Source organism: Streptomyces sp. NPDC001450, assembly GCF_053597295.1.
On sequence record NZ_JBSFHY010000013.1, the window covers coordinates 1 to 16,708 of the forward strand.

At 72.2% G+C, this 16,708-nt stretch carries 18 protein-coding genes and 1 pseudogene; 14 read left to right on the plus strand and 5 right to left on the minus strand.

What is annotated here, in order from left to right; translation table 11 throughout:
• The first annotated feature begins 111 nt into the window (after positions 1-111).
• From ACWC5O_RS16285 to ACWC5O_RS16300, 4 genes are all read left to right on the plus strand, one after another.
• On the plus strand, positions 112-2,688 hold the full coding sequence (locus ACWC5O_RS16285) for a CocE/NonD family hydrolase (protein ID WP_450781008.1): 2,577 nt from the start codon (positions 112-114) through the stop codon (positions 2,686-2,688).
• Complete coding sequence (locus ACWC5O_RS16290) at positions 2,685-3,548, plus strand: ABC transporter permease (RefSeq protein WP_450580563.1); 864 nt, start codon at positions 2,685-2,687, stop codon at positions 3,546-3,548. Before ACWC5O_RS16285 ends, ACWC5O_RS16290 begins: the two co-directional genes overlap by 4 nt.
• 155 nt (positions 3,549-3,703) lie before the next feature.
• Positions 3,704-5,236, plus strand: coding sequence for a YfbK domain-containing protein (locus ACWC5O_RS16295; protein ID WP_450580564.1), 1,533 nt, complete (start codon positions 3,704-3,706; stop codon positions 5,234-5,236).
• An 86-nt stretch (positions 5,237-5,322) separates the two neighbouring features.
• On the plus strand, positions 5,323-7,338 hold the full coding sequence (locus ACWC5O_RS16300; RefSeq protein WP_450580565.1) for an AMP-dependent synthetase/ligase: 2,016 nt from the start codon (positions 5,323-5,325) through the stop codon (positions 7,336-7,338).
• Positions 7,339-7,359: 21 nt separating this feature from the next.
• Here the strand turns inward: ACWC5O_RS16300 and ACWC5O_RS16305 are convergent, their stop codons facing one another.
• Both ACWC5O_RS16305 and ACWC5O_RS16310 read right to left on the minus strand, forming a co-directional pair.
• Positions 7,360-7,770 (minus strand): rodlin, encoded by a 411-nt coding sequence (locus tag ACWC5O_RS16305; RefSeq protein WP_450580566.1) that lies wholly within the window; start codon positions 7,768-7,770, stop codon positions 7,360-7,362.
• A 226-nt stretch (positions 7,771-7,996) separates the two neighbouring features.
• Positions 7,997-8,407 (minus strand): rodlin, encoded by a 411-nt coding sequence (locus tag ACWC5O_RS16310; RefSeq protein ID WP_450580567.1) that lies wholly within the window; start codon positions 8,405-8,407, stop codon positions 7,997-7,999.
• Positions 8,408-8,668: 261 nt separating this feature from the next.
• Here ACWC5O_RS16310 and ACWC5O_RS16315 point away from each other — a divergent pair, with 261 nt between their 5' ends.
• From ACWC5O_RS16315 to ACWC5O_RS16325, 3 genes are all read left to right on the plus strand, one after another.
• A complete protein-coding gene (locus tag ACWC5O_RS16315) occupies positions 8,669-9,079 on the plus strand; it encodes a rodlin (RefSeq protein WP_450580568.1) in 411 nt (136 codons plus the stop codon).
• A gap of 291 nt (positions 9,080-9,370) precedes the next feature.
• A complete protein-coding gene (locus ACWC5O_RS16320; RefSeq protein ID WP_450580746.1) occupies positions 9,371-9,598 on the plus strand; it encodes a chaplin in 228 nt (75 codons plus the stop codon).
• A 120-nt stretch (positions 9,599-9,718) separates the two neighbouring features.
• Positions 9,719-10,255: a chaplin gene (locus tag ACWC5O_RS16325; protein WP_450580569.1), complete on the plus strand. Its 537-nt coding sequence runs from the start codon at positions 9,719-9,721 to the stop codon at positions 10,253-10,255.
• A gap of 87 nt (positions 10,256-10,342) precedes the next feature.
• Here ACWC5O_RS16325 and ACWC5O_RS16330 read toward each other — a convergent pair whose 3' ends face one another.
• Together ACWC5O_RS16330 and ACWC5O_RS16335 are read right to left on the minus strand one after the other, a co-directional pair.
• The gene (locus ACWC5O_RS16330) at positions 10,343-10,771 is read right to left on the minus strand and encodes a hypothetical protein (RefSeq protein WP_450580570.1); all 429 of its coding nucleotides are present in this window, start codon (positions 10,769-10,771) and stop codon (positions 10,343-10,345) included.
• Positions 10,772-10,884: 113 nt separating this feature from the next.
• Positions 10,885-11,284 (minus strand): annotated as a pseudogene (locus ACWC5O_RS16335) (glycosyltransferase family 4 protein); the annotation flags it as partial.
• A 185-nt stretch (positions 11,285-11,469) separates the two neighbouring features.
• On the opposite strand from ACWC5O_RS16335, the gene ACWC5O_RS16340 reads away from it, so the two are divergent.
• The 7 genes from ACWC5O_RS16340 to ACWC5O_RS16370 all read left to right on the plus strand — a co-directional run bounded on the left by ACWC5O_RS16340 (position 11,470) and on the right by ACWC5O_RS16370 (position 15,580).
• On the plus strand, positions 11,470-11,709 hold the full coding sequence (locus tag ACWC5O_RS16340) for a chaplin (protein ID WP_450580571.1): 240 nt from the start codon (positions 11,470-11,472) through the stop codon (positions 11,707-11,709).
• A 169-nt stretch (positions 11,710-11,878) separates the two neighbouring features.
• Complete coding sequence (locus tag ACWC5O_RS16345) at positions 11,879-12,520, plus strand: hypothetical protein (RefSeq protein ID WP_450580572.1); 642 nt, start codon at positions 11,879-11,881, stop codon at positions 12,518-12,520.
• Positions 12,521-12,720: 200 nt separating this feature from the next.
• The gene (locus tag ACWC5O_RS16350) at positions 12,721-13,014 is read left to right on the plus strand and encodes a hypothetical protein (protein ID WP_450580573.1); all 294 of its coding nucleotides are present in this window, start codon (positions 12,721-12,723) and stop codon (positions 13,012-13,014) included.
• A 104-nt stretch (positions 13,015-13,118) separates the two neighbouring features.
• The gene (locus tag ACWC5O_RS16355) at positions 13,119-13,619 is read left to right on the plus strand and encodes a DUF5949 family protein (protein WP_450580574.1); all 501 of its coding nucleotides are present in this window, start codon (positions 13,119-13,121) and stop codon (positions 13,617-13,619) included.
• Positions 13,619-14,203: a vitamin K epoxide reductase family protein gene (locus ACWC5O_RS16360; RefSeq protein WP_450580575.1), complete on the plus strand. Its 585-nt coding sequence runs from the start codon at positions 13,619-13,621 to the stop codon at positions 14,201-14,203. Before ACWC5O_RS16355 ends, ACWC5O_RS16360 begins: the two co-directional genes overlap by 1 nt.
• A gap of 161 nt (positions 14,204-14,364) precedes the next feature.
• Positions 14,365-14,910: a hypothetical protein gene (locus ACWC5O_RS16365; protein WP_450580576.1), complete on the plus strand. Its 546-nt coding sequence runs from the start codon at positions 14,365-14,367 to the stop codon at positions 14,908-14,910.
• 91 nt (positions 14,911-15,001) lie between these two features.
• Positions 15,002-15,580, plus strand: coding sequence for a DUF2087 domain-containing protein (locus tag ACWC5O_RS16370; protein ID WP_450580577.1), 579 nt, complete (start codon positions 15,002-15,004; stop codon positions 15,578-15,580).
• A 51-nt stretch (positions 15,581-15,631) separates the two neighbouring features.
• Here ACWC5O_RS16370 and ACWC5O_RS16375 read toward each other — a convergent pair whose 3' ends face one another.
• Positions 15,632-16,591: a D-2-hydroxyacid dehydrogenase family protein gene (locus ACWC5O_RS16375; RefSeq protein WP_450580578.1), complete on the minus strand. Its 960-nt coding sequence runs from the start codon at positions 16,589-16,591 to the stop codon at positions 15,632-15,634.
• Positions 16,592-16,708: the final 117 nt, after the last annotated feature.

A 16,708-nucleotide genomic window follows, 5' to 3' on the forward strand; every position in this document is an offset into this window, starting at 1 on the left:
GCGCCGGGGGGGGGGTTTTCTCCTACGTTTTGGTCTTGTTTTTTTCTCGGCCGGGGGGGGGGGGGGGGTGTTGGGGGCGGGGGGGGCGCGGGGGCCGCCGCGGCCGCCGTCGTGGTGCTCGCCGGCGCCGGTACGTGGACGGCCGTCGCCTCCGACGACGCGCCTCCGGTGCACCGGAGCGACCGGGTCATGACCATGGCCGACGGAACACGCATCGACACCTCGTACTTCACGGTCGCCGCCGCCGGCCGTCGCCCCGCCGTCCTGCTCGGGCACGGCTTCGGCGGCAGCAAGGACGACGTACGGCAGCAGGCCGAGGACCTCGCCCGCGACGGGTACGCGGTGCTGACCTGGTCCGCGCGCGGCTTCGGCCGCTCCACCGGAAAGATCGGGCTGAACGACCCGAAGCACGAGGCTGCCGACGTCTCCCGGCTCATCGACTGGCTGGCGAAGCGGCCCCAGGTCCGTCTCGACAAGCCGGGCGACCCGCGCGTGGGCGTGGCCGGCGGCTCCTACGGCGGCGCGATCTCCCTGCTCGCCGCCGGACACGACCGCCGCGTCGACGCCATCGCCCCGGCCATCACCTACTGGAACCTGGCCGACGCCCTGTTCCCGAACGGCGTGTTCAAGAAACTGTGGGCCGGCATCTTCTTCAACACCGGGGGCGGCTGCGCCAGGTTCGAGCCGGAGCTGTGCCGGATGTACGACCGGGTCGCCGAGTCCGGCACCCCGGACGCGGCCGCCCGGAGGCTGCTGGAGGAGCGCTCGCCGTCCGCGGTCGCCGACCGCATCAAGGTGCCCACCCTGCTGGTGCAGGGCCAGACCGACTCCCTGTTCACCCTCGCCCAGTCCGACGCCGCCGCGAAGGCCATCCGGGCGAACGGCGCCCCGGTCGACGTCGACTGGATCGCGGGCGGACACGACGGCGGCGACCTGGAGAGCGGCCGGGTGCAGGGGCGGGTGCAGACCTGGTTCGACCGCTACCTCAAGGGCGACACGTCCGCCGGCACAGGCCCGGCCTTCCGGATCACCCGCACGGGAGGCGTCGACTCCACCGACGGCGCCGCCCAGCTGCGCGGCGCGAGCGCCAAGAGCTATCCCGGCCTGCACGACCACCGGCGGGCCATCGCCCTGACCGGCCGCGAGCAGCACTTCGCGAACCCGGCCGGCGCCAGCCCGCCCGGCGTCTCCGCCCTGCCCGGCCTCGGCGGCACCGGCGGCCTCGCCCAGCTCTCCGCGCTCGGCGTCGGCGTCTCCCTCGACTTCCCCGGCCAGTACGCCAGGTTCGACTCGGCACCCGTGACCACCGACCTCAGGATCACCGGCTCGCCGACCGTGACGGCCCACGTAACCTCCACCAGCGAGGACGCCGTCCTGTTCGGCAAGGTCTACGACGTCGGCCCCGACGGCAGGCAGCAGGTGCTGCCCTCCCAGCTCGTCGCTCCCCTGCGGGTGACCGGCGCCAAGACCGGCAAGGACGTCACGATCTCCCTCCCGGCGATCGACCACGAGGTCCAGAAGGGCCACCGGCTGCGCCTGGTCCTCGCCTCCACCGACCTCGGTTACGCCTCACCGGCCGCCCCGGCAACGTACACCGTCGCCCTCCGGGGAGACCTGAGCGTGCCGACGGCCCCCGCCGTCACCACCGCGGCGGCCCCCCTGCCCGCCTGGGTGTGGTGGCTGCCCCTGGCCGGAGCCGCGGGCGCGCTCGCCCTGCTGTTCACCGGGCGCCGCCGTACGACCGCCCCCGCGCCCGACCCGGCACTCGCCGAAGTCCCGCTGCAGATAACGGACCTGAGCAAGCGGTACTCCAGGTCCGCCGACCGGTACGCGGTGCGCGAGCTGTCCTTCCGCGTGGAGAAGGGCCAGGTCCTCGGCCTGCTCGGGCCCAATGGCGCGGGCAAGACCACCAGCCTGCGCATGCTGATGGGCCTGATCAAGCCGGACGGCGGCGAGATCCGCGTCTTCGGCCACGCCATCCGGCCCGGGGCGCCCGTGCTGTCGCGGGTCGGCGCCTTCGTGGAGGGCGCGGGCTTTCTGCCGCACCTGTCCGGCCGGGAGAACCTGGAGCTGTACTGGCGGGCCACCGGCCGTCCGCCCGAGGACGCGCACCTGGACGAGGCCCTGGAGATCGCCGGCCTCGGCGACGCCCTCGCCCGGGCGGTGCGCACCTACTCCCAGGGCATGCGCCAGCGCCTCGCCATCGCCCAGGCCATGCTCGGCCTGCCGGACCTGCTCATCCTGGACGAGCCGACCAACGGCCTCGACCCGCCGCAGATCCGCGAGATGCGGGAGGTGATGATCCGCTACGCGGCCGCGGGCCGCACGGTGATCGTCTCCAGCCATCTCCTCGCCGAGGTCGAGCAGTCCTGCACCCACCTGGTGGTGATGGACCGCGGCCGCCTCGTCCAGGCGGGCCCGGTGGGCGAGATCGTGGGCTCCGGCGACACCCTGCTGGTCGGCACCGGCACGCCCGTGGAGGAGCCGGTCGTGGAGAAGGTGGCCGCGCTGCCCGGCGTCGCCTCCGCCGTGCGCACCGAGGACGGGCTGCTGGTCCGCCTCGAACCCGGCGGCTCGGCCGAGCGCCTCGTCGTGGAGCTGGTGCGCCTGGAGGTGCCCGTCGCCTCGGTCGGCCCGCACCGGCGCCTGGAAGACGCCTTCCTCACCCTGATCGGAGGTTCCGCATGAGCACGCTGGCCGAGCGCACCGAGACGGCCTCCGGCTACCGCGCGGCCCGCACCCTGCCCCTGCGCGTGGAACTGGTCCGCCAGCTCAAGCGGCGCCGCACGCTGATCATGGGCGGGATCCTGGCCGTCCTGCCGTTCGTGCTGCTCATCGCCTTCGCGATCGGCGGCGATCCGGCAGGGCGCAATGGCCAGGTCACGCTGATGGACACGGCCACCGCGTCCGGCGCCAACTTCGCCGCGGTCAACCTGTTCGTCTCGGCGGGCTTCCTGCTGGTGATCCCGGTCGCCCTGTTCTGCGGGGACACGGTCGCCTCCGAGGCGAGCTGGTCCTCGCTGCGCTATCTGCTGGCCGCGCCCGTGCCCCGGGCCCGGCTGCTGTGGTCCAAGCTCGCCGTGGGGCTCGGGCTGAGCCTCGCCGCGATGGTGCTGCTGCCCGTGGTCGCCCTCGCCGTCGGCACGGCCGCCTACGGCTGGGGGCCGCTGCAGATCCCCACCGGCGGCCAACTGGACTCCGGTACGGCCGCGCAGCGGCTCGTGATGGTCGTGGTGTACGTCTTCGTGTCCCAACTGGTCACCGCGGGACTGGCGTTCTGGCTGTCGACCAGGACGGACGCCCCGCTCGGCGCGGTCGGCGGCGCGGTCGGCCTGACCATCGTCGGCAACGTCCTGGACGCGGTCACCGCCCTCGGCCACTGGCGTGACTTCCTGCCCGCGCACTGGCAGTTCGCCTGGGCCGACGCCGTCCAGCCGCACCCCGAGTGGTCCGGCATGATCCAGGGCACCGCGATTTCCATAACGTACGCCCTGGTGCTGTTCGCCCTGGCCTTCCGGGGTTTCGCCCGCAAGGACGTGGTGTCCTAGGTCACCGGAGGATCACCCGCCGGTCTCGACGGGCCCCGGCCGTGGCCGGTTCGAGACGCATCCGCAACACCCTGGGGCGCACGTTCCGGCATCCCGCGCCGTCACAGTCGGCAGAGGTCGCAAGCCGACGTCAACCGACGCAGGGGGAACGCGAGATGGAGCGGAACCGGACACATCGATCACGGCGGATACGTGGCACGCTGCTCGCCCTCACGGCAGCGGGCAGCCTGCTGCTGACGGCCTGCGGGGCGGGCGGCACCGAGGACCACACCAACAGCGCCGACAAGCACGGCCTGCCCGCCCCCGCCCCCGGCCGGAACGACCGGGGCGACGACCGGGGCTTCGAGACGGCCCCGTCCGACGACCAGCTCTCCACCTTCGCCCTCGACGTCGACACCGCCTCCTACACCTACGCCCGCCGCACCCTCGCCGACGGCCGCACACCCGACCCGTCGACCGTCCGCCCCGAGGAGTTCGTCAACAGCTTCCGCCAGGACTACCGCCGCCCCGACGGCAACGGCTTCTCCGTCACCGTCGACGGCGCCCGCACCGCCAGGCCGGACTGGTCCCTGGTCCGCGTCGGCCTCGCCACCCGGGCCGCCGAACCCGCGCGCAAGCGCCCGCCGGCCGCGCTCACCTTCGTCGTCGACGTCTCCGGCTCCATGGACGAACCCGGCCGGCTCGACCTCGCCCGGCAGTCCCTGAACACCATGACGGACCGGCTGCGTGACGACGACTCGGTGGCCGTCGTCACCTTCAGCGAACACGCCGAGACCATCTTGCCGATGACCCGGCTCGGCGGTCACCGCGGCGAGGTCCACGACGCCATCGACGGCCTCGAGGCCCAGTCCTCCACCAACCTCGGCGCGGGCGTCGAGACCGGCTACGCCACCGCCGTCGAGGGCCTGCGCAAGGGCGCCACCAACCGGGTCGTCCTGGTCTCCGACGCCCTCGCCAACGACGGCGAGACCAGCCCCGACGCGATCCTGCGCCGCATCGACTCCGCCCGCCGCGAGCACGGCGTCACCCTCTTCGGCGTCGGCGTCGGCAGCAACTACGGCGACGCCCTCATGGAACGCCTCGCCGACAAGGGCGACGGCCACACCGCCTACGTCTCCGACACCGACGAGGCCCGCAAGGTGTTCTGCGAGCAACTCCCGCAGAACATCGAGCTGACCGCCCGCGACGCCAAGGCCCAGGTCGCCTTCGACCCGCACACCGTCGCCGAGTTCCGCCTCGTCGGCTACGACGACCGCAAGGTCGCCGACGACGACTTCCGCGACGACCGCGTGGACGGCGGCGAGGTCGGCCCCGGCCACACCGTGACCGCCCTGTACGCGGTGCGCACCAGGCCGGGTGCCGACGGCCACCTCGCCACCGCCACCGTCCGCTGGCTCGACCCCACCACCAGGGCCCCGCACGAGGAGACCGGCGCCCTGGAGACCGGCGCCCTCAAGGACTCCGTCTGGGAGGCGAGCCCCCGCTTCCAGGTCACGGCGGTCGCCGCCTACTTCGCCGACGCCCTGCGAGGCGGCGGCACCGACCACGGCCCCGCCCTCCCCGGCGCCCTGAGCCTCACCCGTCTCGCCGCCCGGGCGGCCACGCTGGCCGACGTCACCGAGGACCAGGACGTCCAGGCCCTCGCCGACGCGATCCGGGAGGCGCGCGACACGGACTCCGGGGACTGAGACACCGCACGTCCCATTGACCGTTCCTTACTTCGGAGTAAGTTGCCGTCCCGGCAGGCATGTCAGAGCCGGCACCGGGAGCCGTCATGGGCGTACGCAGGGATCTGAAGCGGGCACGGCAGCGCACCGACCTGGCGGCCCGTGGCTCGGTGGAGATCGTCAGGGACGCGACGGGCGCCGTGCGCGAGGTGCGGGCGGCGCCCCTGGCACCGCCGCTCGCCGCCGGCTCCCTGGCCGACCTCCCGTTCACGCACGCGGCCGAGACACCGGACGCGGTGCTGCTGCGCCGCCGTGCCGAGGGCGACTGGCGCCCGGTCACGGCGGCCGCCTTCGCCGCCGAAGTCACCGCCGTCGCAAAGGGGTTGATCGTCGCCGGACTCGAACCGGGTGGCCGGGTCGCCGTGATGTCCCGCACCCGCTACGAGTGGACCGCCTTGGACTTCGCGATCTGGGCGGCCGGCGGCCAGTCCGTGCCCGTCTACCCGACCTCCTCCGCCGAGCAGGTGGAGTGGATCGTCCGCGACTCCGACGCCCGGTACGTCGTCACCGAGACCGCCGAGAACACCGCCACGGTCACCACCGGCACCGCGGGCCACTCCCGGCCACCGCGCCTGTGGCAGCTGACGCCGACATCAGCCTCCCCCACGCTCGAACCTGGCTCGCGCGGGGGGACCCCCATCGCGGCGGGCGGCGCACTCGCCGACCTCACCGCCCTCGGCAGCGATCTGTCCGACGACGAGGTCGCCAAGCGGCGCGCCGCCCTGACCCCCGACACAATCGCCACCCTCTGCTACACCTCCGGCACCACAGGCCGGCCCAAGGGCTGTGTCCTCACCCACGCCAACCTGCACGCCGAGGCCGCCAACACCCTCGAACTGCTGCACCCGGTCTTCCAGGCCGTCACCGGCCGAACCGCCTCCACCCTGCTCTTCCTGCCGCTCGCCCACATCCTCGGCCGCACCCTGCAACTCGCCTGCTTGATGGGCCGGATCGAGACCGGCCACTTCCCGAGCGTCAAGCCCGACGAACTCCGGCCCGCGCTCAAGGAGTTCCGGCCCACCTTCCTGGTCGGGGTGCCGTACCTCTTCGAGAAGATCCACGACACCGGGCGCGCCACCGCCGAGAAGATCGGCCGCGGTGCCTCCTTCGACCGCGCCGAACGGATCGCCGTGCGCTTCGGCGAGGCCTACCTGAGGAAGTTCCTCGGCACCGGCAAGGGCCCGGGGCCCGGCCTGTACGCGGCCTGGGCCCTGTACGACCTGCTGGTCTACCGGCGCATCCGCAAGGAGCTGGGCGGCCGTATGCGGTACGCCATCAGCGGCGGCTCCCCGCTGGACCGCAACCTCAACCTGTTCTTCCACGCGGCCGGGATCGTCGTCTACGAGGGCTACGGCCTGACCGAGACCAGCGCGGCCGCGACCATCGTGCCCCCGCTCGGCCCCCGCCCCGGCACGGTCGGCCTGCCGATCCCCGGCGTGTCCGTGCGCATCGCCGACGACGGAGAAGTGCTGATCAAGGGCGGGGTGGTCTTCGGGTCGTACTGGAACAACCCGGCGGCCACCGACGCCGTCCTCGCCGACGACTGGTTCGCCACCGGCGACCTCGGCTCCCTGGACGAGGACGGCTACCTCACCATCACCGGCCGCAAGAAGGACATCCTCGTCACCTCCGGCGGCAAGAACGTCTCCCCGGCCGTGCTGGAGGACCGGCTGCGCAGCCGCTCACCGGTCGGCCAGTGCGTGGTCGTCGGGGACAACCGGCCCTTCGTGGCGGCCCTGATCGCCCTCGACCCCGAGGCGGTCGCCCACTGGCTGGCGGTGCGCAGGCTGCCCCCGGACACCCCGCTGTCCGAGCTGGTCCGTGACGAGCGGTTGCGGGCCGAGGTGCAGAAGGCGGTCGACTACGCCAACGAGGCCGTCTCACGCGCCGAGTCGATCCGTGCCTTCGCGCTCGTCGAGGGGGAGTTCACCGAGGACAACGGGCTGCTGACCCCGTCCCTGAAGGTGAAGCGGCACGCCGTGACGGCGGCCTACGCCGAGCGGATCGAGGAGCTGTACCGGAGGTGGCACACGCGAACGGCGGGTCACCGGAGGAACCGGTGACCCGCCGTTCGGGGAGTCTGCTCAGCTGTTGGAGTTGCCGTTCGCCGACAGGGCCGAGATGTCGTCCAGGACGTGCGAGAGCGGCTCGTCGCCCTTGGCCTGGGTCGAGTTCTCCGCGCACTGCTGGTTCTGCGGCGCGGACAGAACCGGGACGTCCTGGACGCCGACGTTCGCGATGAGCGCGGCCACCGACTGGACGTCGACCTTCGCCGGCAGGCCGACGCAGGGCTTGTTCACCGAGCTCTGGACCAGCGACAGCTGCGGGCTCTGGTTGCCGAGCGTGCCGGAGTTGCCGAACGAGGACTGGGCGTCGTTGCCGCTCAGGGCCGTGGTGCCGTGGTCGTTGCCGGTGGCAAGGGCCTGGGGAGCGGCCGCACCCGCGAGACCGGCGACGGAGGCGGCGACGGCCGCGGTTGCCCACAGCTTCTTCATGTTCGTTCCCTTTCGAAAGGCGGACTCCGGGGAGGAGCTGCGTGATCGTCAACGGCCCGGGCCGCGCCGGAGTTGCGGACTTTGCCTCGATCGGAGCAGCGCAGTCCGATGAGGTGATGAGCGCCCTGTCTTTGGTGCATCCGGGTGGGCCGGAACAGGCCGACGGGCCGCCGAGAAGTCGGCGGCCCGTCGGGGAGGGCCCGTGCGGGCCGGGGCGATCTCCGGATCAGCTGTTGCTGGTGCCGTTGGCGGACAGCGCGGAGATGTCGTCCAGGATGTGCGAGAGCGGCTCGTCACCCTTGGCCTGGGTGGAGTTCTCGACACACTGCTGGTTCTGCGGCGCGGACAGGACCGGGATGTCCTGAACGCCGACGTTGGCCAGCGCCAGGATGGACTGGGCGTTGACCTTGGCCGGCAGCCCGACGCAGGGCTTGTTGAACGAGCCCTGGATGAGCGCCAGCTGGGGGCTCAGGTCCCCGCTCGTGCTGGAGTTGCCGAACGACTGAACGGCGTCGTTGCCGCTGAGGGCGGTGGTGCCCGTGTCGTTGCCGGTGGCGAGGGCCGGCGACGCGGCGGTGGCGGAGAAGCCGACGACGGAGGCGGCGACCGCGGCGGAGGCCAGAACCTTCTTGATCACTTGCAATTCCCTTCTGGAGAAACCCCGTCCATCGGAGCGTCCTGGTCAACTGCCCATCAGACGATGGGTTGCTGTCCTTCACTCTGATGGCCTACACAGGGGCCGTGACGCATGCGCAAGGGGCGAACGGCAGGGGAATTCCACCGAATCCACGCAGCCGAACGGTCCGATCGGGTGATGCCCCGCAACCAATCGGTTCGGTCGTGGTTGATGCGGAGCAGGAAGGCGGGTCTTGGCGAGCAGCGAGGAAAGGAAAGCGAAATGCTGAAGAAGGCAATGGCCGCGGCGGCGGTCGCCGCGTCCGTGGTCGGCGTGTCGGCGGCGGTGGCCCCCCAGGCGCTTGCCATCGGCAACGACACGGGCACCACCGCCCTCAGCGGCAACAACGCCGTTCAGTCGTTCGGCAACTCCGCCACGGGTGGGAACATGAGCCCGCAGCTGTCGCTGGTCCAGAGCTCGCTCAACAAGCTGTGTGTCGGCCTGCCGGCGAAGGCCAATGCCCAGTCCATCCTCGCTGCTGTCAACGTCGGCGTGCAGGACATCCCGGTGTTGTCCGCGGCGCAGAACCAGCAGTGCGCCGAGAACTCGACGCAGGCCAAGGGTGACGAGCCGCTGTCGCACCTCGTGGACGACGTCTCCGTCCTGTCCGCCAACGGCACCGGCAACGGCTGACCCGGTCCGGTCCGAAGGCCGCTCGGGTGGCGTGCGGAGTTCCCCGCCGCTGCCCGGGCGGCTTTCGCCGTCTTTCGCGGACCTTCCCGAAGAAGCGTTCCGTCACGGTATACGCCAACGTGTCAATTTTCCGGAGGCGTTCGAGTGAATTCCAGGACGACGCGCGTTCCGTAGTTTCTTCGGCCGTCTATCCCTCGTTTTACAACCTGCCGGTCATGGTGCGAGCCGTTCAAGCTGTGCTCGCTCGGTTTCGGCCGTCATAGGGGCATGACCGCAGAGAAGGGAAAGTTCATGAAGAAGAGCGCTGCCGTCGTTGCCGGCGCCATCCTGGCCCTGGGCGGGGCGGCTCCCGCGTTCGCCGACGCCGGGGCCACCGGTGCGGCGAACAACAGCCCCGGCGTCCTCTCCGGCAACGTGGTGCAGGTCCCGGTCCACGTGCCGGTCAACGTCTGCGGGGACTCGGTCGACGTCATCGGCCTGCTGAACCCGGCGTTCGGCAACACCTGCGCCAACGGCTGACGCACGTAACGCAACGCACCAGCCCACCGGCTGTGTCCTGGCCGGCCTCGGACCGTCGATCCTTCGATCCTTCGTCCCGAGGCCGGCCTTCCCACTTCTTCGAGCAGGAAGACAACGAGATTGCGACAGACCCTCAGCAAGGGCATGGTCGTGGCCGCCGCCGCGACAGGCATGCTGTCCTTGTGCGGCAGCCACGCGTTCGCTGACACCGGCGCGCAGGGCGAAGCCCAGGGCTCGCCCGGCGTGCTGTCCGGCAACACTGTCCAGGTCCCGGTGGACGTCCCGGTCAACGTCTGCGGCAACTCCGTGGACGCGGCCGCCGCGCTGAACCCGGCGTTCGGCAACTCCTGTGCCACCACACACGGTTCGACGAGCGACGGCGGCGACCGGGCCCCGTCTTCGCGCAGCGGCGGCAGCCACACGACTCCGTCTGCGCAGGGCGGTGTCGGCCACACGATTCCGGCTCCGCGTGGCGGTGGCAGCCACACGATTCCGTCTCCGCGCGGCGGTGGCGACCAGTCCCCGGGGCAGCCGCCCAGCCTGCCGCACACCGGTGGTGACGCAGGGGCCATGCTGGCGACCTCGGCCGCCAGTGCCGCGCTGATCGCGGCCGGGATGCTCCTGTACCGACGCGGCCGGACGGCCTCCGGTCGGTAGCGCGCCAGGTGCCGGACCCCAGTGCCCGGCACCCCGCGTCCCGTGCCACACGCAAGCGCCGTCCGCAGTGGCGCCGTACCGCATCCTTCAGTGCCCCACCGCCTCCGGCACCTCGCCACGCCGTGCGGCCGGGAGCCGCCGGCCCGCCGGCCCCGCGCGCAGCCGGCGCCGTACCCCGCGCACCAGCGTGCCCGCCGTGAAGATCGCGCCGTGCACGAAGCGCATCGCCGGGCCGAAGCCCGAGGCCGTGACCAGACCGGCCAGGAACAGGCCGGGGTACGACGACTCGAAGTCCAGCCCCACCTCCGGGGCACCGTCGGACGTCGCCGCCGGCAGGGCGCGCAGTTCGGGGGAGAGCAGCCGCAGCCGGTCGCGGTGGGCCCGGTACCCGGTCGCCGTGATGACGTGCCCGGTCTCCGGCGTCCGCGTCCCGCCCCGCCGGGCCAGCGTCTCCAGGCGCAGCCCGCCCGGCCCCTCACGCGCCGCCGCCACCTCCTGGCCGAGCAGCACCTCCACCGGCTCTCCACCCGCTCCCGCACCCACCAGGCCCCGGCCGGGCCGGGCAGCAGGGCGGCGCGGTCGGATGCCGTGGGCGCGGGGGAGGAGCCGGGTGTGGCGGGGGCGGGAGAGGCGAGGGCGGCGGTGGCTCCGCCGACGGCCTTGTACGACCAGGCATGCGGCCGGAACACGGTCGGGATACGCCCGCGTACGGCGAGCCGGGCGGCGAGCCCCGCCTTCGCGCTGTGCGCGTGCACCAGTGTTCGGGCCGTACCTCGTCGATCGGCCCTGCGAGCGGCCGTACCTCACCGGCCATCCCCGGACCCGGCGGCCGGCCCGCCACTCGCGGACACCGGCGCCCAGGTCCCGCAGGCCCGCGGCGAGTTGGCCGGCGGGACAGCCGGCCGTGACCCGCAGACCGGCCGCGAGCTGGGCCCGTGCGAGGTTCGGTACGACCCGGGCCACCCCGCCGTCGACGGGTTGCGCGAGATGCAGGACCCGCGGCCGGAAGCCGGGTGCTGACTGGTGCATTGCGCGGGTTACCTCGCTCACGGGGGGCGCTCGGGGCATGCGGGTGGGTAAATGTTCTGGAATCGTGAAGGTTTCTTCTGGAGGAATCACTCCATTGGCGGCACAACTCCAAGGGGCCCCGTGCGTTGACACAGCGCCGGGCATCCCGCCCGGATGGTCGTGTCGATTCCAAGGAGCTCTTCTCCATGTCGCGTATCGCGAAGGGTCTGGTCCTGACCTCCGCCGCCATCGCGGCCGTCGCCGGCGGTGCCGGTGTGGCTGCCGCCGACTCCGGCGCGCTCGGTACCGCCGCCAACTCGCCGGGCGTGGCGTCGGGCAACGTCGTCCAGGTCCCGGTCCACGTGCCGGTCAACGTCTGCGGCGACACTGTCGACGTCATCGGTCTGCTGAACCCGGCGTTCGGCAACAGCTGCGCCAACGGCTGACGTCGGGACGCAGCCCTTCGGCCGGCCGCCTGCCCGCGCATCGTCCGCGGGCAGGCGGCCGGTTCAGGTCTCCCCCCGGATGGTTCACTCCGGGTAGGTGAGCGGTTGCGGAACGCCATGGCTGGTCCAACGGTGGGCTCAGGCCCCTGCCCCACCGAAAGGAACCCCCATGCGTGTGCTGCCCGCGCGGCGTCTCGCGTCCACCACCCTCTGCGCCGCCCTCCTGGTCGGCATCGCCGGCCCCGCCGCCGTAGCCGCCGACTCGGCCCGGGGGCGCACCCACGCCGGCTCCCACTCGGCGGTCCCCGGCGCCGATGCCCTGCTCGCCCAGGTCAGGTCCCTGCGCAACGTCGACCCCGTGCTCAACCCGGTCATCGACCTGCTCGAGCAGTCCCTCCAGAAGGGCCGGCTGACCCCCGACCAGGCCCGGAAGCTCGGCGACGCGGCCAAGGAGGCCATCGCCGAGGCCACCGCGGGAGCGCCGACCGCCCCGGCGACTCACACGACCCCGGCGACGCCCACCACTCCGGCCTCGCCGAGCATGGCCGCCGCCTCGGCCGCGCCCCTGCCGGCCGCGTTCGCCAAGAGTGACGTCAAGGTGCCCCAGGCCCGCGACCTCACCGACGACCTGCAGAACGCGATCGACGCGCTGCTCCAGGCCGTCACCTCCAACCTCGACGCGCTGCCGGCCACCGTCACCGGAGCCGTGAGCGACCTGGTCGACCTGGTCGACCTGATCACCTCGGCCCTCGACGGCCTGCCCCTGCCGCTGCCCAGCCTGCCGGCGGACCCGTCGCTGCCCACCGGGTGATCCGCGCGACTCCCGCTGCCTCGGCCGTCGTGTCCGTCGTAAACGTCGTAAACGTCGGACACGACGGCTGAGGGCTGTTCACCGGCGGGAAGGGGATCTCATATGTCTTCTCGGCGCGGGGTTTCCGGCTTGGAGGGCTCTCGTTAGGCACGGCGTCAGAACTCTCTGGGGTGACCTGAGTTGCCGAAGAAAGGAACAGGATGAAGTCCCTGAAGGCTGCCGCTGTCGTTGCCGGTTCCGTGGCCCTCGCCGGTGTCGCCGCGCCCGCGTTCGCCGCCCACAGCACCGCCGACCTCACGCCCACCAGCCTCAACGGCGCCGTGAACACGCTCTCCAAGGGCGGCCTCACCCTGAACGACGTCATGCCGCTGCAGCACCAGTCGGACGCGCTCAACACCGAGAACAAGGACTCCGTGCTCAACACCGTCAAGGGCGCCACCGGTGCCCTGAACCAGCACAACCCGCTGCTCGGCGGCCTGCCCCTGCAGGGCTGAGGTTCGAGGCTCCTTCCCTCGATCGTGTGGAGCGGCCCCGGGCGCTGGTCCGTAAGAGTGAGAAGCCGCCGGGCCGCGCCACATCCCGTCGATAAGGTCGCGCGGTGACCTCAACCTCAAGCGAAGCCCGCCCCTTCCGCGCCGCCGCCCTCGGCACGCTCGTCGTCCTTCCCTGGAGCGGCGAGGCACCCGACGGCAGCGACATGCCCTACCTGCTGGCCTACTCCCTCGGGGACGCCGAGGGCGGTCCGGCGGCCACCGCCGCCGCGGTCGAGCAGATGCTGGTAGGCAACGGCCTGCCGGTCGGCGGCGACCTGGTCGACGGCACCACCAAGCCCAGCCTGCCCGTCACCCTGCTCGTCGAGGCCGGCCAGGCCGTCCTCAACATGCCGCAGCTGGTCGCCCAGGCCGACGCGCCGCCGGAGTGGCTCGCCGCCGTCGCCAAGCGTGGTTACGCTCACCTCGTCTTCACCACCCGCGCCTGGCCCGAGGGCGAGCCCGGCAAGCCCGTCGAGCCCGCCGCGCTGGCCGCCTTCGCCGGTGCCGAGGAGACCCTGAAGGCCGCCGTGCACATCGTCCTGCCGGCCCGCAGCCTGCGCCGCTGATGCCGCGGACCCTGGTCGGCGGCAGGGGGTTCGGGCTGCTGCTGGTGATCACCGGGGCGGCCGGACTGCTCGCCTCCTGGGTCATCACCCTCGACAAGTTCAAGCTGCTGGAGAACCCGAACTTCGTCCCCGGGTGCAGTCTGAACCCGGTGGTGTCCTGCGGCAGCGTGATGAAGAGCGACCAGGCCTCGGCCTTCGGGTTCCCCAACCCGATGCTGGGCCTGGTGGCCTACGGCATCGTCGTCTGTGTCGGCGTGAGCCTGCTGGCCGACGCCAGGTTCCCCGGCTGGTACTGGCTGCTGTTCGAGGCCGGGTGCCTGTTCGGCGTGGGGTTCTGCACCTGGCTGCAGTTCCAGTCGCTGTACCGGATCAACGCGCTGTGCCTGTGGTGCGCTCTGGCGTGGGTCGCCACGATCGTCATGTTCTGGTACGCCACCTCGCTGGTCGTCAGAAACGGGTTCCTGCCCGCCCCCGGGTGGCTCAGGACCTTCTTCGCGGAATTCACCTGGCTGCTTCCGCTCCTGCACGTCGGTGTCGTCGGAATGCTCGTACTGACGCGATGGTGGGACTTCTGGACCAGCTGATGAGTGAACGGCTGATGAGTGAACGGCTGCTGAGTGAACAGCTGATGAGTGACGAGTCGACAATTGCTGTACTCGGGCGAAATGTGCGGTGATGGCGTTTTCCGGCTCGTTACGCGGTACGGACGTCGAACCCTCCGCATCCTGAAAGGCCCGTACCTGCCATGAAGTCGACCACCCGAGGAACCCTTGCCGCCGTCGTCGCAGGCGTCGCGGCCGCCGTGGGGGTCGCCGCCCCCGCCGCGGCGGTCGGTGCGGTCCCCGTCCCCGTGCCGCTGGAGGGCGTCTCCGACTCCCTGAACACGGAGATGCCCAAGGCCGGCCTGGAGGTACCGCTGCTGATGCCGGGCGCCCCCGAGGGGCCGCGGTACGTCACCGGCCGGCTCCTGCCCGAGCGGACGGTGCCCCAGCTGCCGGTGACCGGTGCCCTGCCCGGCGCGGACCTCAGAACACCCCTGCCGCACGTCCTCGGTGACGGCTTCGACCACCTCGGCGTGGGCGCCCCCGCCTCCGACCTGCGCACCCTCGGCCCCGGCCTGGCGCTGGACGCCCCCCTGACCCAGCCCAACCCGGACAACTTCGGCCTCCCGGACCTCAAGCTTCCCCAGGCCGGCGTCATCACCCCGGTCCTGCAGACCGTCCCCGGCGCCGACCTGGGCCTGGGCCAGACCGGCCCCGCTGATCACCACGGCACCAGTGCCTCACGGTGATCAGCGGAGGATCGCTCTTTCAACAAGGGGAGCCGCTCCGGCCGGTGTTATTGGGAGGCGTCGGGTGCGGCCGTCCCCCTAACCTCCGGTCATGACCACCGAGACCGGCACCGACACCGATACCGGCACCGACACGACCGAGCGGGCCCGGCAGCTGATCGGGCTGCTGGCCGAGGGGAGCCGGCTGCGCGCCCTCGCCGCCGTGGCACTGGGCGCGGACAGCCCCGAGCGGATCGCCGAGGTGGCCGGGCTGTCGGCGAAGGACACGGCGCTGGCGCTGCTGCGGCTGCGCGAACAGGGCGTGGTGACGGACGGCGCGCGGGGCGGACCGGCCGTCTCCTACGCCCTGTTCCGCCAGCTGGCCCGGCGGGAGCGCCCGACACCACGGGCCGGGGACGGGACGGACGCCGTCCTGGACACCTTCGTACGGGACGGGCGGCTGGTACGGCTGCCCGCCCAGTGGACCCGGAAGAAGCTGGTGCTGCGGCACATCGCCGAGCGGACCTTCGAGCCGGGCGTCGAGTACCCGGAACGCGTCGTGAACGAGCGCCTGCGGGCCTGGTGCGAGGACTCCGACGAGATCGACCATGTGACGCTCCGGCGCTACCTGGTGGACCTCCACCATCTGCACCGGAGCGACGCGATCTACCGGCGCCCGGAGACCGACTGACGGGGCGTCGGGCTGGTTGCCGTACCGGTCCGGCCCCCGTGTGACGAGGCCTCAGGGCAGTCGTCGTACCGGAGAACCCGCGAGGTAGGCCTGGACGTCCTCCACCGCCTGCCCGTAGTACGTCGCGTAGTTGGCCCGGGACACGTAGCCGAGGTGGGGCGTGGCGAGGAGACGGGGTGCGGTGCGCATCGGGTGGTCCGCGGGCAGTGGCTCGACGTCGAAGACGTCCACGCCGGCGCCCGCGATCCGGCCCTCGTGGAGCGTGGCCAGCAGGGCGTCCTGGTCCACGATCGCCGCACGGGAGGTGTTGACCAGGTAGGCGGTCGGCTTCATCAGGGCCAGCTCGGCGGCGCCGACGAGGCCCCTGGTGCGGTCGCCGAGGGCCAGGTGGACGGAGACGAAGTCGCTGGTGGCCAGCAGGTCCTCCTTGGAGGCGGCGAGTTCCACGCCCACCTCCTCGGCCCGCTCCTTGGTCAGGTTCTGGCTCCAGGCGCAGACCCGCATGCCGAAGGCGAGCCCGACCTGCGCCACCCGGCCGCCGATCTTCCCGAGTCCGAGCAGTCCGAGCCGGAGGCCGTGCAGGTCGGCGCCGACGGTGGACTGCCAGGGCCCGCCGGAGCGCAGCGCGCTGCTCTCCTCGACGATCCCGCGGGCCAGACCCAGCAGCAGCGCCCAGGTCAGCTCCACGGGAGGCGTCGACGCACTCGCCGTACCGCACACGGTGACGCCGTGCGCCTCGGCGGCGGCGTAGTCGATGACGCTGTTACGCATCCCCGAGGCGACGAGCAGCCTCAGCCGCGGGAGACGGGCGATCAGCGAACCGGGGAACGGGACGCGTTCGCGCAGGGTGACGACGATGTCGTAGTCGGCGAGGGCTGCGGCGAGGGCGTCCTCGCCGTCGAGGTGCTCGCGCAGTGCGACGACCTCCACCTGATCCTCGATCACCGACCAGTCGGCATACTCGGTGGCCACACCCTGGAAGTCGTCCAGTACCGCACAGCGAAGTCGCACGTCGTCTCTCCCTTCCCCGCGGCGACTGTACCGGCCGGCCGGGAGCGGGAGCCGGGCTCCGTATCCCAGCCAAACGGAACGTGAACTGCTTCTTTCTGTCTGGTGTACAACTCTTCA

Bases quoted from the DNA above. Each gene is read 5' to 3' on its own strand.
- ACWC5O_RS16340 (WP_450580571.1), top strand. From the start codon at position 11,470: ATGTCGCGTATCGCGAAGGGTCTGGTCCTGACCTCCGCCGCCATCGCG.
- ACWC5O_RS16320 (WP_450580746.1), top strand. From the start codon at position 9,371: ATGAAGAAGAGCGCTGCCGTCGTTGCCGGCGCCATCCTGGCCCTGGGC.
- ACWC5O_RS16295 (WP_450580564.1), top strand. From the start codon at position 3,704: ATGGAGCGGAACCGGACACATCGATCACGGCGGATACGTGGCACGCTG.
- ACWC5O_RS16360 (WP_450580575.1), top strand. From the start codon at position 13,619: ATGCCGCGGACCCTGGTCGGCGGCAGGGGGTTCGGGCTGCTGCTGGTG.
- ACWC5O_RS16365 (WP_450580576.1), top strand. From the start codon at position 14,365: ATGAAGTCGACCACCCGAGGAACCCTTGCCGCCGTCGTCGCAGGCGTC.
- ACWC5O_RS16350 (WP_450580573.1), top strand. From the start codon at position 12,721: ATGAAGTCCCTGAAGGCTGCCGCTGTCGTTGCCGGTTCCGTGGCCCTC.
- ACWC5O_RS16300 (WP_450580565.1), top strand. From the start codon at position 5,323: ATGGGCGTACGCAGGGATCTGAAGCGGGCACGGCAGCGCACCGACCTG.
- ACWC5O_RS16345 (WP_450580572.1), top strand. From the start codon at position 11,879: ATGCGTGTGCTGCCCGCGCGGCGTCTCGCGTCCACCACCCTCTGCGCC.
- ACWC5O_RS16315 (WP_450580568.1), top strand. From the start codon at position 8,669: ATGCTGAAGAAGGCAATGGCCGCGGCGGCGGTCGCCGCGTCCGTGGTC.
- ACWC5O_RS16290 (WP_450580563.1), top strand. From the start codon at position 2,685: ATGAGCACGCTGGCCGAGCGCACCGAGACGGCCTCCGGCTACCGCGCG.
- ACWC5O_RS16305 (WP_450580566.1), bottom strand. From the start codon at position 7,770: ATGAAGAAGCTGTGGGCAACCGCGGCCGTCGCCGCCTCCGTCGCCGGT.
- ACWC5O_RS16370 (WP_450580577.1), top strand. From the start codon at position 15,002: ATGACCACCGAGACCGGCACCGACACCGATACCGGCACCGACACGACC.